This is a genomic window from Actinosynnema sp. NPDC023658 (assembly GCF_040639995.1).
Lineage (GTDB): Bacteria > Actinomycetota > Actinomycetes > Mycobacteriales > Pseudonocardiaceae > Actinosynnema.
On sequence record NZ_JBFAAX010000035.1, the window covers coordinates 18,310 to 31,672 of the forward strand.

Sequence of the window (13,363 nt, forward strand, 5' to 3'; positions counted from 1 at the left end):
ATCACGCGTCCGCCCGACGGGGAAATCACGAAAAAAACCGGAAGTCCCCTCCACACCCGTGGTGGGGACTTCCGGTTTTGGTGGGCGAGGGGGGAGTTGAACCCCCACGTCCTTTCGGACACACGGACCTGAACCGTGCGCGTCTGCCATTCCGCCACTCGCCCGGAGCGACGTGGAGAACACTAGCACGGTCCCCGTCCGGGTTACCAATTGCCCCGTGTACCGGTACGTCACCCCGGATACGATCGGTAGCAGAAGTCGACCGGGTCGGAGGGTTGCCGTGGGCCTCGTACAGCGCTTCGAGCGCCGTCTCGAAGGCATCGTCGGCAACACCTTCGCGCGTGTGTTCGGTGGCAACGTCGTCCCGCAGGAAGTGGCCCAGGCACTGCAGCGGGAGGCGGAGAGCAACATCCGCGAGTTGGCGGGTGGCAGGCTGCTCGCTCCGAACCACTTCCAGGTCCTGCTGGGTCCGCAGGACCACGATCGGCTTGCCGGGGACGGTCAGGATGAACTACGCATCACCCAGCTTCTGGGGGACTCCATCCGGGAGCACCTCGAAGAGAGCGGATGGGATACCTATGGTGACGTCGTAGTCTCCCTGGAGCGCTCCGACGCGCTGCACACGGGACAGTTCCGAACCAGCTCGTCCGTCGACCCCGACGTGAAAGTTGCCAGCCGACGGTCAGCACCACCTCGCACTGCAGGAGACGGATCCATGAGCCAGCCTCCCGGCTACGGACAAGGACAGGGCCAGCCCGCCTACGACCCCTACGCACAGGGCGGCTACGGCCAGCAGCAGCAGGGCTACGACCAGCAGGGGTACGGTCAGCAGCAGCCCGGCTACGAGCAGGGCTACGGCCAGCAGCAGCCCGGGTACGACCAGGGCTACGGCCAGCAGCCCGGTTACGACCAGGGCTACGGGCAGCAGCAGCCCGGGTACGACCAGGGCTACGGCCAGCAGCCGGGCTACGACCAGGGCTACGGCCAGCAGCAGCCCGGGTACGGCCAGCCCGGTTACGACCCCGGCTACGGGCAGCAGCCCGGCTACGACCAGGGTTACGGCCAGCAGGGCTACGGCCAGCAGCCCGGGTACGACCAGGGCTACGGGCAGCAGGGGTACGGCGACCCGGCACAGGGTTACGCGCCCCCGGCGGTCCAGTCCGGCCCCCGGCAGCTGAACGCGACGCTGCACCTGGACGACGGTTCGAACCGCACCTACAACCTCAAGCAGGGCGGCAACGTGGTCGGCCGCGGCCAGGAAGCGGACTTCCGCCTCCCCGACACCGGGGTCTCCAGGAGGCACCTGGAGATCACCTGGGACGGGCACAGTGCCATGCTCGCTGATCTCGGTTCGACAAACGGCACCACGGTGAACGGCACTCCAGTGCAGACTTGGCAGCTCGCGGAAGGCGACGTCGTCCGCATCGGCCACTCCTCGCTGGTCTACCGCACCCAGGGCTGAGGGGTCGATTCGGCGTAGGCGTGACGGCACTCAAGTCAGGAGCGGTTACAACCGGTGCCAGAGCTGGTGATGCAGCTGACCAGAGCGGGTTTCCTCGTCCTGCTCTGGTTGTTCGTGTTGGCTGCGCTTCGAGTGGTCCGCTCCGACCTGTACGCGGCGTCGGGGCTCCGCGTCCCGACGCCGAAGTTCGGCAGGGGGGCGGGCAAGGCCGCCCGGGGCAACAAGGCGGCCCGGCAGCTCGTCGTGACGCACGGCGCGCTGGCGGGCACGCGCATCTCCCTGGACGGCAGGCCGATCATGATCGGTCGCGCCGACGACTCCACGCTCGTGCTGGACGACGACTTCGCGTCGACCAGGCACGCGCGGTTGTCGATGCGCGGGACCGATTGGTACGTGGAGGACCTGGGCTCCACTAACGGCACCTATCTCGACCGGGCGAAGGTCACGGCCCCACTCCGGGTCCCGCTCGGCTCCCCGATCCGAATTGGCAAAACGGTGATCGAGCTGCGCTCATGACCCTCGTCCTCCGATACGCGGCCCGCAGCGACCGGGGCCTGGTCCGTTCGAACAACCAGGACTCCGTGTACGCGGGTCCGCGCCTGCTCGCGCTCGCCGACGGCATGGGTGGCCACGCCGCGGGCGAGGTCGCCAGCAAGGTCGTCATCGCCGCCCTGGCCCCGCTCGACGACGACGAGCCGGGCGACGACCTGCTCGGCCAGCTCCGCGACGCCGTGATCGCCGGCAACGGCGCGATCTCCGAGCTCGTGCAGAGCGACCCCGACCTGGACGGCATGGGCACCACGCTCACCGCCGTGCTGTTCGCGGGTTCGCGGCTGGGCATGGTGCACATCGGTGACTCGCGCGCCTACATGCTGCGCAACGGCACGTTCACGCAGATCACGCACGACGACACGTTCGTCCAGTCGTTGATCGACGAGGGCCGGATCACCGAGGAGGAAGCGGCCACGCACCCGCAGCGCTCACTGCTGCTGCGGGCGCTGACCGGTCACGAGGTGGAGCCGCGGCTGATGGTGCGGGAAGCCCGTCCGGGCGACCGCTACCTGCTGTGCTCGGACGGCCTGTCCGGCGTGGTCAGCATGGAGACGCTGGACGAGGCGATCCGGATCCCGGACCCGCAGGCCTGCGCGGACCGGATGATCGAGCTGGCGCTCAAGGGCGGCGGCCCCGACAACGTGACGGTCGTCGTGGCCGACGTGGTCGACGTCGACTTCGGGGACGACGCCCCGATAGTGGGTGGTGCGGCCGGAGACGGCAGCGAAGACCCGCCACCCCCCGACTCGCCCGCCTCGCGGGCGAGTTCCATCACCGGGCCCCGGCCGGTGCCGCCGCGGGTCGAGCCGATGCCGCCGCCGGACCCCCGGCGCGCGCGGCGCAACCGGCTCAAGGCGCTCGCGCTGGTGGTCTTCCTGCTCCTGCTGCTGGTGGCGGCCGGTCTGGGCACCCGCTGGTACGTGCTGCGCCAGTACTACGTGGGCGCGGCGGACAACGGCGAGGTGTCGGTGTTCCGGGGCGTCACCGGCAGCGTGTTCGGCGTCGACCTGCACCGCCGGGTGGAGGGCTCGTGCCCGCCCGGCGCCCAGGCGTGCGAGCCGATCACGGTGGACGACCTGAAGGTCGCCACGCGGGACGTGGTGCGCAACGGCATCACCGACGTGGACGGCCTGGAGGGCGCCCGGGAGGCGATCCGGAGGCTGCGCACCGAGCAGACGTTGCAGTTCTGCTCGAAGGACAGCCCCGGGACGACGACCGGGACGACGGCACCCACGACCACCACGACGCCGACCGCGGCCACGTCCACCACGGCGGTGGACCCGGCGGCGACCTCGACCGCGGTGACGACGTCCACCACCCCCGAGGGGACCCCCCTCACCACGCCCGTGCAGAAGCCGGGCACGGATTGTCGAAAGGGCCAGTAGTCGCATGGGTTCGCCGGTTCCCGGCGCGGAGGGCACACCGCTCGCGGCGGCGAGCAGCACGTCGCCCGGTCTGAGGCCGCCCACGCGACGCAGCACTGAACTGTTCATGCTGGCCTTCGCCGCCGTCCTGGTGACGGGCGCGCTGATCCTGGTGGAGGCGAACCAGGAGCAGGAGCTGAGCCTCAGCATCCTGTGGCTGGGCCTCGCCTTCCTGGGGCTGCTGACCGTGGCGCACCTCGCGGTGCGCACGTGGGCGCCCTACGCGGACCCGGTGATCCTGCCGTGCGTCGGGCTGCTGAACGGCCTGGGCCTGGTGATGATCCACCGGATCGACCTGGCCATGGCGGACGTGAAGCTGCCGGGCGGCGGCACGTGGTCGCCCGCCGCGCCCAAGCAGGTGCTGTGGACGGCGATCGCGCTGGTGCTGTTCTGCACCGTGCTGAAGGTGCTGTCCGACCACCGCACGCTGGCCCGGTACGGCTACACGGCCGGTCTGCTGGGCCTGGTGGCGCTGGTGCTGCCCGGCGTGCTGCCGAGCTTCATCGCGCCCGAGATCAACGGCGCGAAGATCTGGCTGAGCTTCGGCGCGTTCTCCATCCAGCCGGGCGAGTTCGCGAAGATCCTGCTGATGGTGTTCTTCGCGGCTTTCCTGGTGTCGAAGCGCGACCTCTTCACCATCGCGGGCCGCCGGGTCATCGGCCTGGACCTGCCGCGGGCGCGCGACCTGGGTCCGCTGATCGCCGCGTGGGCGGTCGGCGTGAGCATCATGGTGCTCCAGAAGGACCTGGGCAGCTCGCTGCTGTTCTTCGGCATCGTGCTGGTGCTGCTGTACGTGGCGACCGAGCGGGCCGCGTGGGTCGTGCTGGGCGTGCTGATGTTCTGCGTCGGCGCGTTCGTGGCGTGGAAGCTGTTCAGCCACGTCCAGGTCCGGGTGCAGAACTGGCTGGACCCCTTCGCGGACCCGTCGGGCACGGGCTACCAGATCGTGCAGTCGTTGTTCGGCCTCGGCACGGGCGGTCTGTTCGGCGCGGGCCTGGGCGGCGGGCGGCCGGACCAGATCCCGGAGGCCAACACCGACTTCATCACCGCCGTGATCGGTGAGGAGCTGGGCTTCGTCGGGCTGGCCGCGGTGCTGCTGATCTACACCGTGTTCGCGATGCGGGGCCTGCGCACCGCGCTGTCGGTCCGGGACACGTTCGGCAAGCTGCTCGGCGGCGGCCTGGCGTTCGCCGTGGCGTTCCAGATCTTCATCGTCGTCGGCGGCGTGACCAAGCTGATCCCGATGACGGGCATCACCGCGCCGTTCCTGTCCAAGGGCGGTTCGTCGCTGCTGGCCAACTACATCCTGGTCGCGTTGCTGCTGCGGATCTCGGACGCGGCGCGCGCGCCGAAGACCACGCCGAAGCCCCGCCCGCAGCAACCGGCCATCGCCGACCAGTTCACAGTCATGGTGGAGCGTCCGAAATGAACACACCGCTCCGCCGGGTCGGCCTCGCCATGATGGCGATGATGGTCCTGCTGTTGGGCAACGCCACGTACGTGCAGGTCATCAAGGCCGACGACTACCGCAAGAACCCGCTGAACCGGCGGGTGATCCTGGACCAGTACTCGCGCGAGCGCGGCCAGATCATCTCGGCCGACGGCACCCCGCTGGCCAGCGTCCAGCGGGTCGACGACCGGCTGCGCTACCTGCGCACCTACGCCAACGGCCCGGCGTTCGCGCCGGTCACCGGCTACTTCTCCACCCTCTACGGCGCGGGCGGCATGGAACGCGCCGAGGACGACCTGCTCAACGGGTCGGACGACCGGCTGTTCGCGCGCCGGGTGTCGGACCTGATCACCGGGCGCGACCCCAAGGGCGGCAGCCTCCAGCTGACCATCGACGCCAAGCTCCAGCAGGCGGCGTTCGAGCGGCTCCAGGGCGTGACCGGCACGGTGGTCGCGATCCGGCCGCAGACCGGGGAGATCCTGGCCATGGCCAGCACCCCGTCCTACGACCCGAACGTGCTGGCCAGCCACGACGTCGACGTGCAGGAAGAGGCCTGGACCGGCTACGACGCGGACAAGTCCAAGCCGATGCTCAACCGCGCGGTGCACGAGAACTACCCGCCCGGTTCGACGTTCAAGCTGGTGGTGGCCGCGGCGGCGCTGGCCGAGGGCAAGACCAAGGAGAGCGAGGTCGACGGCCGCCCGGTGATCACGCTGCCCGGCACGAACACCCCGCTGCCGAACTTCAACGACACCAACTGCGGCAACGGCGTCACCGCCACGTTGCAGGAGGCGCTGGCCAAGTCGTGCAACACGGCGTTCGCGGTGCTGGCCGCCGAGCTGGGCGCGGACAAGCTGCGCGACCAGGCGGCCAAGTTCGGCATCGACGAGCAGTCCCTGTCGATCCCGCTGTCCGTCGTGCCCTCGACGCTGGGCCCCATCCCGGACAAGCCGTCGATCTACCAGACCGGCATCGGCCAGAAGGACGTCCGGATGACGCCGCTGGCCAACGCGGTGGTGGCGGCCACCGTCGCCAACGGCGGCGTGCGGATGCAGCCGCACCTGGTCGGCAAGATCCTCGCGCCCGACCTCCAGGTGATCAGCGAGACCAAGCCGGACGAGGCCGACGAGGCCATGGAGCCCGCCGCGGCCACCGCGCTGCGCGACATGATGATCGCGTCGGAGAACAACACCGGTGGCGGCGGCAAGCTCAGCGGCGTGACGATCGCGTCCAAGACGGGCACCGCCGAGCACGGCGAGGACGTGGGCGCGACCAACCCGCACGCCTGGTACGTGGCGTTCGCGCCGGCCGAGAAGCCGGAGATCGCGATCGCGGTCATCGTGGAGAACGGCGGTCAGCAGGGCCTGTCCGCCACCGGCGGTCGGGTCGCCGCCCCGATCGGCCGCGCGGTCATCGGCGCCTACCTCGGGGGACGCTGATGCTGTCCTCCGGCCAGTTGCTCGCCGAGCGTTACCGCCTCAGCAAGCGGATCGCGGTCGGCGGCATGGGCGAGGTCTGGGAGGCCGACGACACGCGGTTGGACCGCAAGGTCGCGGTGAAGGTGCTGAAGGCGGAGCTCAGCGGTGACGCGGAGTTCCTGAACCGGTTCCGCATCGAGGCGCGCACCACCGCGTCGCTCAACCACCCCGGCATCGCGGCGGTCCACGACTACGGCGAGACGGCGTCGGTCCCGGACGGGCCGGAGGACACCGCGTACCTGGTGATGGAGCTGGTGGAGGGCGAGCCGCTGGCCGCCATCATCGCCCGCGGCAGGCTGAACGCGGACCGCACGCTGGACGTGCTGGAGCAGGCGGGCAACGCGTTGCAGGCCGCGCACGAGCGCGGGCTGGTGCACCGGGACGTGAAGCCGGGCAACATCCTCGTGACCCCGACCGGCAAGGTGAAGATCACCGACTTCGGCATCGCGAAGGCGGCCGATGCGGCGCCCGTCACGCACAGCGGCATGGTCATGGGCACGGCGCACTACATCGCGCCGGAGCAGGCGCTCGGGCACGCCGCCGAGCCCGCGTCGGACGTGTACGCGCTGGCGGTGTGCGGCTACGAGTGCCTGACCGGGCACCGGCCGTTCCTGTCGGAGAACGCGGTGACCGTCGCCATGATGCACATCCGCGACATCGCGCCGCCGCTGCCGCCGGACGTGCCGCCGGGGCCGCGGGCGCTGATCGAGGCGACCCTGGTGAAGGACCCGCGCCAGCGCTACCGCAACGGGGGCGAGTTCGCGAACGCGGTGGGCGCGGTGCGCTCCGGTCAGCCGCTGCCCGCGCCGTCCGGGTTGGCGATGGCGGTCGGTGCGCCGATGGCCGCGCCCATGACCCCTCCGCCCGCGCCGCGCACCCACCCTCCGCACCCCCATCCGGGCAACCCGGTGACGCATCCCGGGTCGCGTCCGACCATGCAACCGGTCCCACCAGGCATGAACACTCCGCACACGGGTGCTTTCCGTCCGTTGCCACCCGGTCCGCGCCCACCGGGGCGCAACCGCGCCGTGCTGTGGGTTATGGTCGCTGTGCTGCTGGTCGCACTGCTGGTGCTGGGCGTGGTCATCCTGCGCTGGGTGCTGAAGGACGACGAGGTACCCGGCGGGGCGAACCAGCAGGGCACCACGAGCGCCCGCCCGTTGGACGACTCGACCGATCGGCTCCCCGGCAAACCGAAGGTGACGATCGCGAAGTCGGACTACGTCGACCTGCCGGTGGACGAAGTCGCGAAGGAGCTCTCCGGGCACGGCTTGGAACCCGAGGTGCACTCCAGGGACGGGGGTGCGCCGCGGGATCCCGGGCGGTGCATGGTGTCGGACCTGGCGCCGACCGGTGAACTGGCGATCGGCTCACGGGTCACGGTGACGTGTGTGCCGACTTAAGGCCGAAACGGTACGAAGGCGAACGCAAGGCTTGATGGTGAGACCGTTGACGAGGAGCGGGACGAAGCACTGATGAGCACTCCGCGACTGCTCTCCAACCGCTACGAACTGGGTGAGACGCTCGGCTACGGCGGTATGTCGGAGGTGCACAAGGGCCGGGACGTCCGGCTCGGCCGCGACGTCGCCATCAAGGTGCTGCGCGCTGACCTCGCCCGTGACGCCCAGTTCCAGGAGCGGTTCCGCCGGGAGGCGCAGAACTCGGCGGCGCTGAACCACCCCGCCATCGTCGCGGTCTACGACACCGGTGAGACCCAGACCGAGTACGGCCCGCTGCCCTACATCGTCATGGAGTTCGTCGACGGCCGCACGCTGCGCGACATCGTCAAGACGCAGGGCCCCCTGTCGGGCAAGCGGGCGATGGAGGTCATGGCCGACGTGTCGGCCGCGCTGGACTTCAGCCACCGGCACGGCATCGTGCACCGGGACGTGAAGCCCGCGAACGTCATGATCACCCGGTCGGGCGCGGTGAAGGTGATGGACTTCGGCATCGCGCGCGCGGTGCACGACGGCCAGGCCGCGGTGACGCAGACCGCCGCCGTGATAGGGACCGCGCAGTACCTGTCGCCGGAGCAAGCCCGCGGCGAGGCCGTGGACGGCCGCTCCGACGTGTACGCCTCGGGCTGCGTGCTGTTCGAGCTGCTGACCGGGGAGCCGCCGTTCACCGGCGACTCGCCCGTGGCGGTGGCCTACCAGCACGTGCGCGAGGACCCGAAGCCGCCGTCGGCGCTGAACCCGAAGGTGACGCCCGCGCTGGACGCGATCGTGCTGAAGGCGATGGCCAAGGGACCGGCCAACCGCTACCAGTCGGCCGCGGAGATGCGCGCCGACCTGGTCCGCGTGCTGTCCGGCCAGCGCCCGTCGGCGCCCGCCGTGATGACGGCCGAGGACCGCACCGCGGTGCTGAACCAGTCGTCGTCGCGCACCGAGGTCGCCCCCGTGGCGACCGGCGGTGGCGGTCGCCACCGGCCGGCGGGCCAGCGCGACGAGCCCTCCGACTACGACCCGCTGGCCGAGGAAGAGGAGGAGCAGCGCGCGCGGCGCAAGAAGACGATCATGATCGCGCTGGTCGTCCTGCTGTGCATCGCCGTGCTCGCGCTCGCCACGTGGATCACCACGACCCTGCTCGGCGGCGACGACAACCGGTCCGCACCCAAGGACACGGTCGCCGTGCCGTCGCTGGTCGGCAAGACGCAGCAGGTCGCGCACGCCGAGCTGGAGGCCAAGGAGCTGACCGGCGAGGTCGAGATGCTGCCGTGCCAGCCCGGCCCGGAGCCGACCTGCACCACGGACCAGATCAACAAGGTGATCTCCACCGACCCGCCCGCGAACAAGCAGGTGGAGAAGCGCAGCAAGGTCAAGCTGGTGATCGGCACCAACCCGCAACCCGCGGCGGTGCCCAGCGTCACCGGTCTGAGCCCGACGGACGCGCAGAAGAAGCTCGAGGCCGAGAAGTGGGTCTACCAGCAGGCGACCGAGGAGGTCGAGACCAACGACCCGAACCTCGTCGGCAAGGTCGTCTCGCAGTCGCCGTCGGCGGGCACCAACGCGCCCAAGGGCAGCGCGATCACGGTGACGCTGGGCAAGGCGCCGGACAACGTGCAGCTGCCCGACGTGACCGGCCAGACGCTCCAGAACGCCAAGGCGACCCTGGAGAACAGCGGGTTCAAGGTGCAGACCAAGGACGTCGACAGCGCCGAGCCCCTCAACGAGGTCGTCGCCCAGAACCCGGCCCCCGGTCGGGTGGAGAAGGGCACGCTGGTCACGCTGAGCGTGTCGAAGAACAACCAGTTCCTCATGCCCGACCTGCGCGGCCTCTCCGAGAACCAGGCGCGCACCAAGCTCGGCCAGGCCGGGTGGACCGGCAACGACCTGGCGGTCAGCGACCGCGAGCCGACGACCGACATCTCCCAGAACAACAAGATCCTGGACCAGGAGATCAAGGCCGACACGCCGACGAACAAGAACGCGCGGATCAACGTGATCCTCGCCGAGTTCAAGGTCGGCGGCGGCGGCGGACCGACCACGACCAGGTAGCCGGCTCGTGACGAAGGCCCCCTCCGCGTGGAGGGGGCCTTCGTCGTCGAACCCATCGAGCGGGCTGCTCCTGGTGGCTGCTGCCGGCGGGGCTACTTCTGGCGGGCCGCCGAGGCGAGCTGGCGCATGCCGTTCTCCAGCTGTCGGACCGTGCCCTCGGGCACCTCGAACCCGCACACCGCGAGCCAGTTGGCCAGCATCCGGTGACCGCCCTCGGTCAGCACGGACTCCGGGTGGAACTGGACGCCCTCCACCGGCAGCTCGCGGTGGCGCATGGCCATCACCACGCCCGACTCGGTGCGGCCCGTCACCTCGAACTCGGCCGGGATGGTGTCCGGCAGCACCGTCAACGAGTGGTAGCGGGTCGCGGTGAACGGGCTCGGCACGCCCTTCAGCACGCCCTCGCCGTTGTGGTGCACGACGCTGGTCTTGCCGTGCAGCAGCTCCGGCGCGAGGTCGACCGTGCCGCCCCAGACCGCGCCGATGGCCTGGTGGCCCAGGCACACCCCGAACACCGGGACGCCATTGTCCGCGCAGTGGCGGATCACGTCCATGCTCCGGCCCGCCTTGTCCGGCGTGCTCGGACCCGGGCTGACGAGGACGCCACCGAACTCGGCGACCTCGTCCAGCTCGACGGCGTCGTTGCGCCGGACCACGCACTCGACCCCGAGCTGGGCCAGGTACTGGACGAGGTTGTAGACGAAGCTGTCGTAGTTGTCGACCACGAGCACGCGCATGCCGCCAGCGTAGCCGTGACGAACCTCTCGCCAGAAGTGATCTTAGCCTAACCTAACCTGGAAGTCATGACCCGTTCCCTGCGCGTCGCCGTCGTCGGCGCTGGCCCGGCCGGCATCTACGCCGCCGACATCCTGACCAAGTCCGCGGCCGAGTCCGGCCTGGACGTGGGCGTCGACCTCTTCGAACGGCTGCCCGCGCCGTACGGCTTGATCAGGTACGGCGTCGCTCCCGACCACCCGCGCATCAAGGGCATCGTCACCGCCCTGCAGCGCGTCCTGGACCGGCCGGGGATCCGGTTCTTCGGCAACGTCGAGTACGGCGTCGACCTCAAGCTCGACGACCTCCGGCACTTCTACGACGCCGTCGTCTTCTCCACCGGCGCGGAGAAGGACCGCCCGCTCCCCGTCCCGGGCATCGACCTGGACGGCTCCTACGGCGCGGCCGAGTTCGTCTCCTGGTACGACGGCCACCCCGACGTGCCGCGCACCTGGCCCCTGCGGGCCCGCGAGGTCGCCGTCCTGGGCGTGGGCAACGTCGCGCTCGACGTCGCCCGCGTGCTCGCCAAGACCGCCGACGAGCTGCTGAGCACCGACATCCCGGACAACGTCTACGAAGGCCTGAGGTCGAGCCCGGTCACGGACGTGCACGTGTTCGGCCGCCGCGGGCCGGCGCAGGCCAAGTTCACGCCGCTGGAGCTGCGCGAGCTCGACCACTCGCCCAACGTCGAGGTGATCGTGCACCCCGAGGGCATCGACTTCGACGCGGGCAGCATGGCCGCGATCCGGTCGAACAAGCAGGTCGAGATGGTCGTCAAGACGCTCCAGGAGTGGGCGATCCGCGACGTGGGCGACCGGCCGCGCCGGCTGCACCTGCACTTCCTCGAAGCGCCCGTCGAGGTGCTCGGGTCCACCGCGGTGACCGGTCTGCGCACCGAGCGGATGGAGCTGACCGGCGACGGCGGCGTGCGCGGCACCGGCGAGTTCACCGACTGGCCCGTGCAGGCGGTCTACCGCGCCGTCGGCTACCTGTCCACGCACCTGGTCGACCTGCCGTTCGACCACACGTCCGGCACCGTGCCGCACCAGGCGGGCCGGGTCCTCGACCTGGACGAGCAGCCCATGACCGGCGTCTACGTCACCGGCTGGATCAAGCGCGGACCGGTCGGCCTCATCGGCCACACCAAGGGCGACGCGCTGGAGACCGTCACCAGCCTGCTCTCCGACGCGCCGCTGCTGCCGACCGCGCACAGCCGCGAGCCCGACGCCGTGGTGCGGTTCCTGGAGCAGCGCGCGGTGCCGTTCACCACCGTCGACGGGTGGCGGGCGCTGGACGCGCACGAGATCGCCTTGGGCACCGCCCGCGGCCGCGACCGGGTCAAGGTCGTGGACCGGGAGGAGATGACCGACATCTGCCGGTCGGAGTGATCGCGGATCAGGGGGTCACTGGGGCGTCGTCACGTTGTTGAACGGCAGCTTCGGCTCCGCCCACGGGAACACCACGAACATCAGCAGCGCCACCACCCCGGCCACGAGCACCAGCGCCTCCAGGACGCGCACGGGCAGCGGGCCGGGGAGGTGCCGCCAGATCCACCCGTACATCACTGCTCCTTCATCTCTTCGGGCACGAAGCCGGGCGCCTTCGGGTAGCTCATCGTCAGCACGGAGTGCACGATCAGCCGCTGCTTGTCGTCGAACCGCGGGTGGCAGGTGGTCAGCGTCATCAACGCCGCCTGCTGCGCCGCGGGCACCTCACCGGTGAAGTGCGGCACGGCGCTGATCACCTCGCCCTGGGTGGGCAGCACGATCTCCTGGCCGACCGTCTTGTCGTAGGGCGCACCCAGCGGCGAGACCTTCTCGCACTTGGTCTGGCCCTTCTTCCCGGCCCAGCCCGCCACCTCGTCCGCCTTCGGCAGCACCCGGTAGACGAACCAGTGGGTCTGCGTCTCGACCAGGATCGCGTCGCACGAGTTGAGCAGGTCCAGGTCGTTGAACGGGGCGCCCTTGCCGACCCGGTGGCCCGCCACGGAGAAGTTGCCCGGGTCACCCGGCAGCGCGGTGCCCTTGTAGTGACCGGGACCGATCTCCAGGTCCTTGTCGGTGGTGCCCTCGACGATCGAGAACTTGTAGTCCGGGCCGAACACCGGGATGTACATCTTGGCGAACGCCTGGCCGTCGAGCAGGTCGTACTGGGCCTGGCGCTGCTGGTCGGCCTCGACCGTGTTCGAGCTCCACTGGTCGTCCAGCGCCTGGGTGGCGTCGTCCTGCTTGCCGGCGGAGATGAGGTCGGTGACGTACACCTCGTAGACCACGAACAGCAGGATGACCAGACCGGCCGTGATCAGCAGCTCACCGATCGAGCGGACGGCCTTGCGCGCCGTGCTGTCCGGCGGCGGACCGGGCTGGTCGTCGTCGTCCTCGTCGTGGACCTCGTCGTAGTCCGCGTCCTCGTAGTCCTCGTAGTCGTCGTCGTAGTCGTCGTAGTCGTCCACGGGCGCGATGACCTCGGTGGGCGGGTCGACGGGGCGAGGACGGCGGCGCGGCGGCTGCGGCGGTCCGGGCGGACGACCGCCGGGCGGCGGCGGGAGGCTGCCGGAGAACGCGTTCGTGTAGCGGGTGGCGTCGGCGTCCGGCGGGCCCGGCCGGGGGCGCGGGGCGTTCGGCGGTGGCGGCGGTGCTCCGCGGTGCCGTGCGGCCAGGTCGGTGGGGGGGGGCGGGGTGGGCGGGGTCTCGGGCGCGCGGCGAGGGGCGCCGGGAGGTGCCGGC

11 protein-coding genes and 1 tRNA gene are annotated in these 13,363 nt (G+C 70.6%); 8 read left to right on the top strand and 4 right to left on the bottom strand.

Annotation, left to right across the window (positions count from 1 at the left end; all coding sequences use genetic code 11):
- Positions 1-78 precede the first annotated feature (78 nt).
- Positions 79-164: transfer RNA gene (locus AB0G02_RS07460), tRNA-Leu, on the bottom strand.
- A 116-nt stretch (positions 165-280) separates the two neighbouring features.
- On the opposite strand from AB0G02_RS07460, the gene AB0G02_RS07465 reads away from it, so the two are divergent.
- The 7 genes from AB0G02_RS07465 (at position 281) to pknB (ending at position 9,863) form a co-directional block, all read left to right on the top strand.
- A complete protein-coding gene (locus AB0G02_RS07465) occupies positions 281-1,462 on the top strand; it encodes an FhaA domain-containing protein (protein WP_360790797.1) in 1,182 nt (393 codons plus the stop codon).
- Between the two features lie 54 nt (positions 1,463-1,516).
- Complete coding sequence (locus AB0G02_RS07470) at positions 1,517-1,978, top strand: FHA domain-containing protein (protein WP_033436265.1); 462 nt, start codon at positions 1,517-1,519, stop codon at positions 1,976-1,978.
- Positions 1,975-3,399 (top strand): protein phosphatase 2C domain-containing protein, encoded by a 1,425-nt coding sequence (locus AB0G02_RS07475; protein ID WP_360790771.1) that lies wholly within the window; start codon positions 1,975-1,977, stop codon positions 3,397-3,399. Before AB0G02_RS07470 ends, AB0G02_RS07475 begins: the two co-directional genes overlap by 4 nt.
- Positions 3,400-3,403: 4 nt before the next feature.
- Entirely contained in the window at positions 3,404-4,867 is a 1,464-nt protein-coding gene (locus AB0G02_RS07480; RefSeq protein ID WP_360790774.1) for an FtsW/RodA/SpoVE family cell cycle protein, read from the top strand.
- Positions 4,864-6,327, top strand: a complete 1,464-nt coding sequence (locus AB0G02_RS07485; protein ID WP_360790777.1) for a penicillin-binding protein 2 — start codon at positions 4,864-4,866, stop codon at positions 6,325-6,327. The genes AB0G02_RS07480 and AB0G02_RS07485 overlap by 4 nt, the downstream gene beginning before the upstream one ends.
- Positions 6,327-7,769: a serine/threonine-protein kinase gene (locus AB0G02_RS07490; protein ID WP_360790780.1), complete on the top strand. Its 1,443-nt coding sequence runs from the start codon at positions 6,327-6,329 to the stop codon at positions 7,767-7,769. The genes AB0G02_RS07485 and AB0G02_RS07490 overlap by 1 nt, the downstream gene beginning before the upstream one ends.
- 72 nt (positions 7,770-7,841) lie before the next feature.
- Entirely contained in the window at positions 7,842-9,863 is a 2,022-nt protein-coding gene (gene pknB, locus AB0G02_RS07495; RefSeq protein ID WP_360790783.1) for a Stk1 family PASTA domain-containing Ser/Thr kinase, read from the top strand.
- Positions 9,864-9,955: 92 nt separating this feature from the next.
- Here the strand turns inward: pknB and AB0G02_RS07500 are convergent, their stop codons facing one another.
- Positions 9,956-10,600 (bottom strand): aminodeoxychorismate/anthranilate synthase component II, encoded by a 645-nt coding sequence (locus tag AB0G02_RS07500; RefSeq protein ID WP_360790785.1) that lies wholly within the window; start codon positions 10,598-10,600, stop codon positions 9,956-9,958.
- A gap of 66 nt (positions 10,601-10,666) precedes the next feature.
- On the opposite strand from AB0G02_RS07500, the gene AB0G02_RS07505 reads away from it, so the two are divergent.
- The gene (locus AB0G02_RS07505; RefSeq protein ID WP_360790788.1) at positions 10,667-12,025 is read left to right on the top strand and encodes an FAD-dependent oxidoreductase; all 1,359 of its coding nucleotides are present in this window, start codon (positions 10,667-10,669) and stop codon (positions 12,023-12,025) included.
- 15 nt (positions 12,026-12,040) lie between these two features.
- Here AB0G02_RS07505 and AB0G02_RS07510 read toward each other — a convergent pair whose 3' ends face one another.
- Positions 12,041-12,199 (bottom strand): hypothetical protein, encoded by a 159-nt coding sequence (locus AB0G02_RS07510; RefSeq protein ID WP_170185175.1) that lies wholly within the window; start codon positions 12,197-12,199, stop codon positions 12,041-12,043.
- Positions 12,199-12,954 (bottom strand): class E sortase, encoded by a 756-nt coding sequence (locus tag AB0G02_RS07515; RefSeq protein WP_360790800.1) that lies wholly within the window; start codon positions 12,952-12,954, stop codon positions 12,199-12,201. Before AB0G02_RS07515 ends, AB0G02_RS07510 begins: the two co-directional genes overlap by 1 nt.
- Positions 12,955-13,363: the final 409 nt, after the last annotated feature.

Excerpts from the sequence above, each read along its gene's own strand:
- AB0G02_RS07475 (WP_360790771.1), top strand. The coding sequence starts at position 1,975 with ATGACCCTCGTCCTCCGATACGCGGCCCGCAGCGACCGGGGCCTGGTC.
- AB0G02_RS07480 (WP_360790774.1), top strand. The coding sequence starts at position 3,404 with ATGGGTTCGCCGGTTCCCGGCGCGGAGGGCACACCGCTCGCGGCGGCG.
- AB0G02_RS07485 (WP_360790777.1), top strand. The coding sequence starts at position 4,864 with ATGAACACACCGCTCCGCCGGGTCGGCCTCGCCATGATGGCGATGATG.
- AB0G02_RS07490 (WP_360790780.1), top strand. The coding sequence starts at position 6,327 with ATGCTGTCCTCCGGCCAGTTGCTCGCCGAGCGTTACCGCCTCAGCAAG.
- pknB (WP_360790783.1), top strand. The coding sequence starts at position 7,842 with ATGAGCACTCCGCGACTGCTCTCCAACCGCTACGAACTGGGTGAGACG.
- AB0G02_RS07500 (WP_360790785.1), bottom strand. The coding sequence starts at position 10,600 with ATGCGCGTGCTCGTGGTCGACAACTACGACAGCTTCGTCTACAACCTC.
- AB0G02_RS07505 (WP_360790788.1), top strand. The coding sequence starts at position 10,667 with ATGACCCGTTCCCTGCGCGTCGCCGTCGTCGGCGCTGGCCCGGCCGGC.
- AB0G02_RS07510 (WP_170185175.1), bottom strand. The coding sequence starts at position 12,199 with ATGTACGGGTGGATCTGGCGGCACCTCCCCGGCCCGCTGCCCGTGCGC.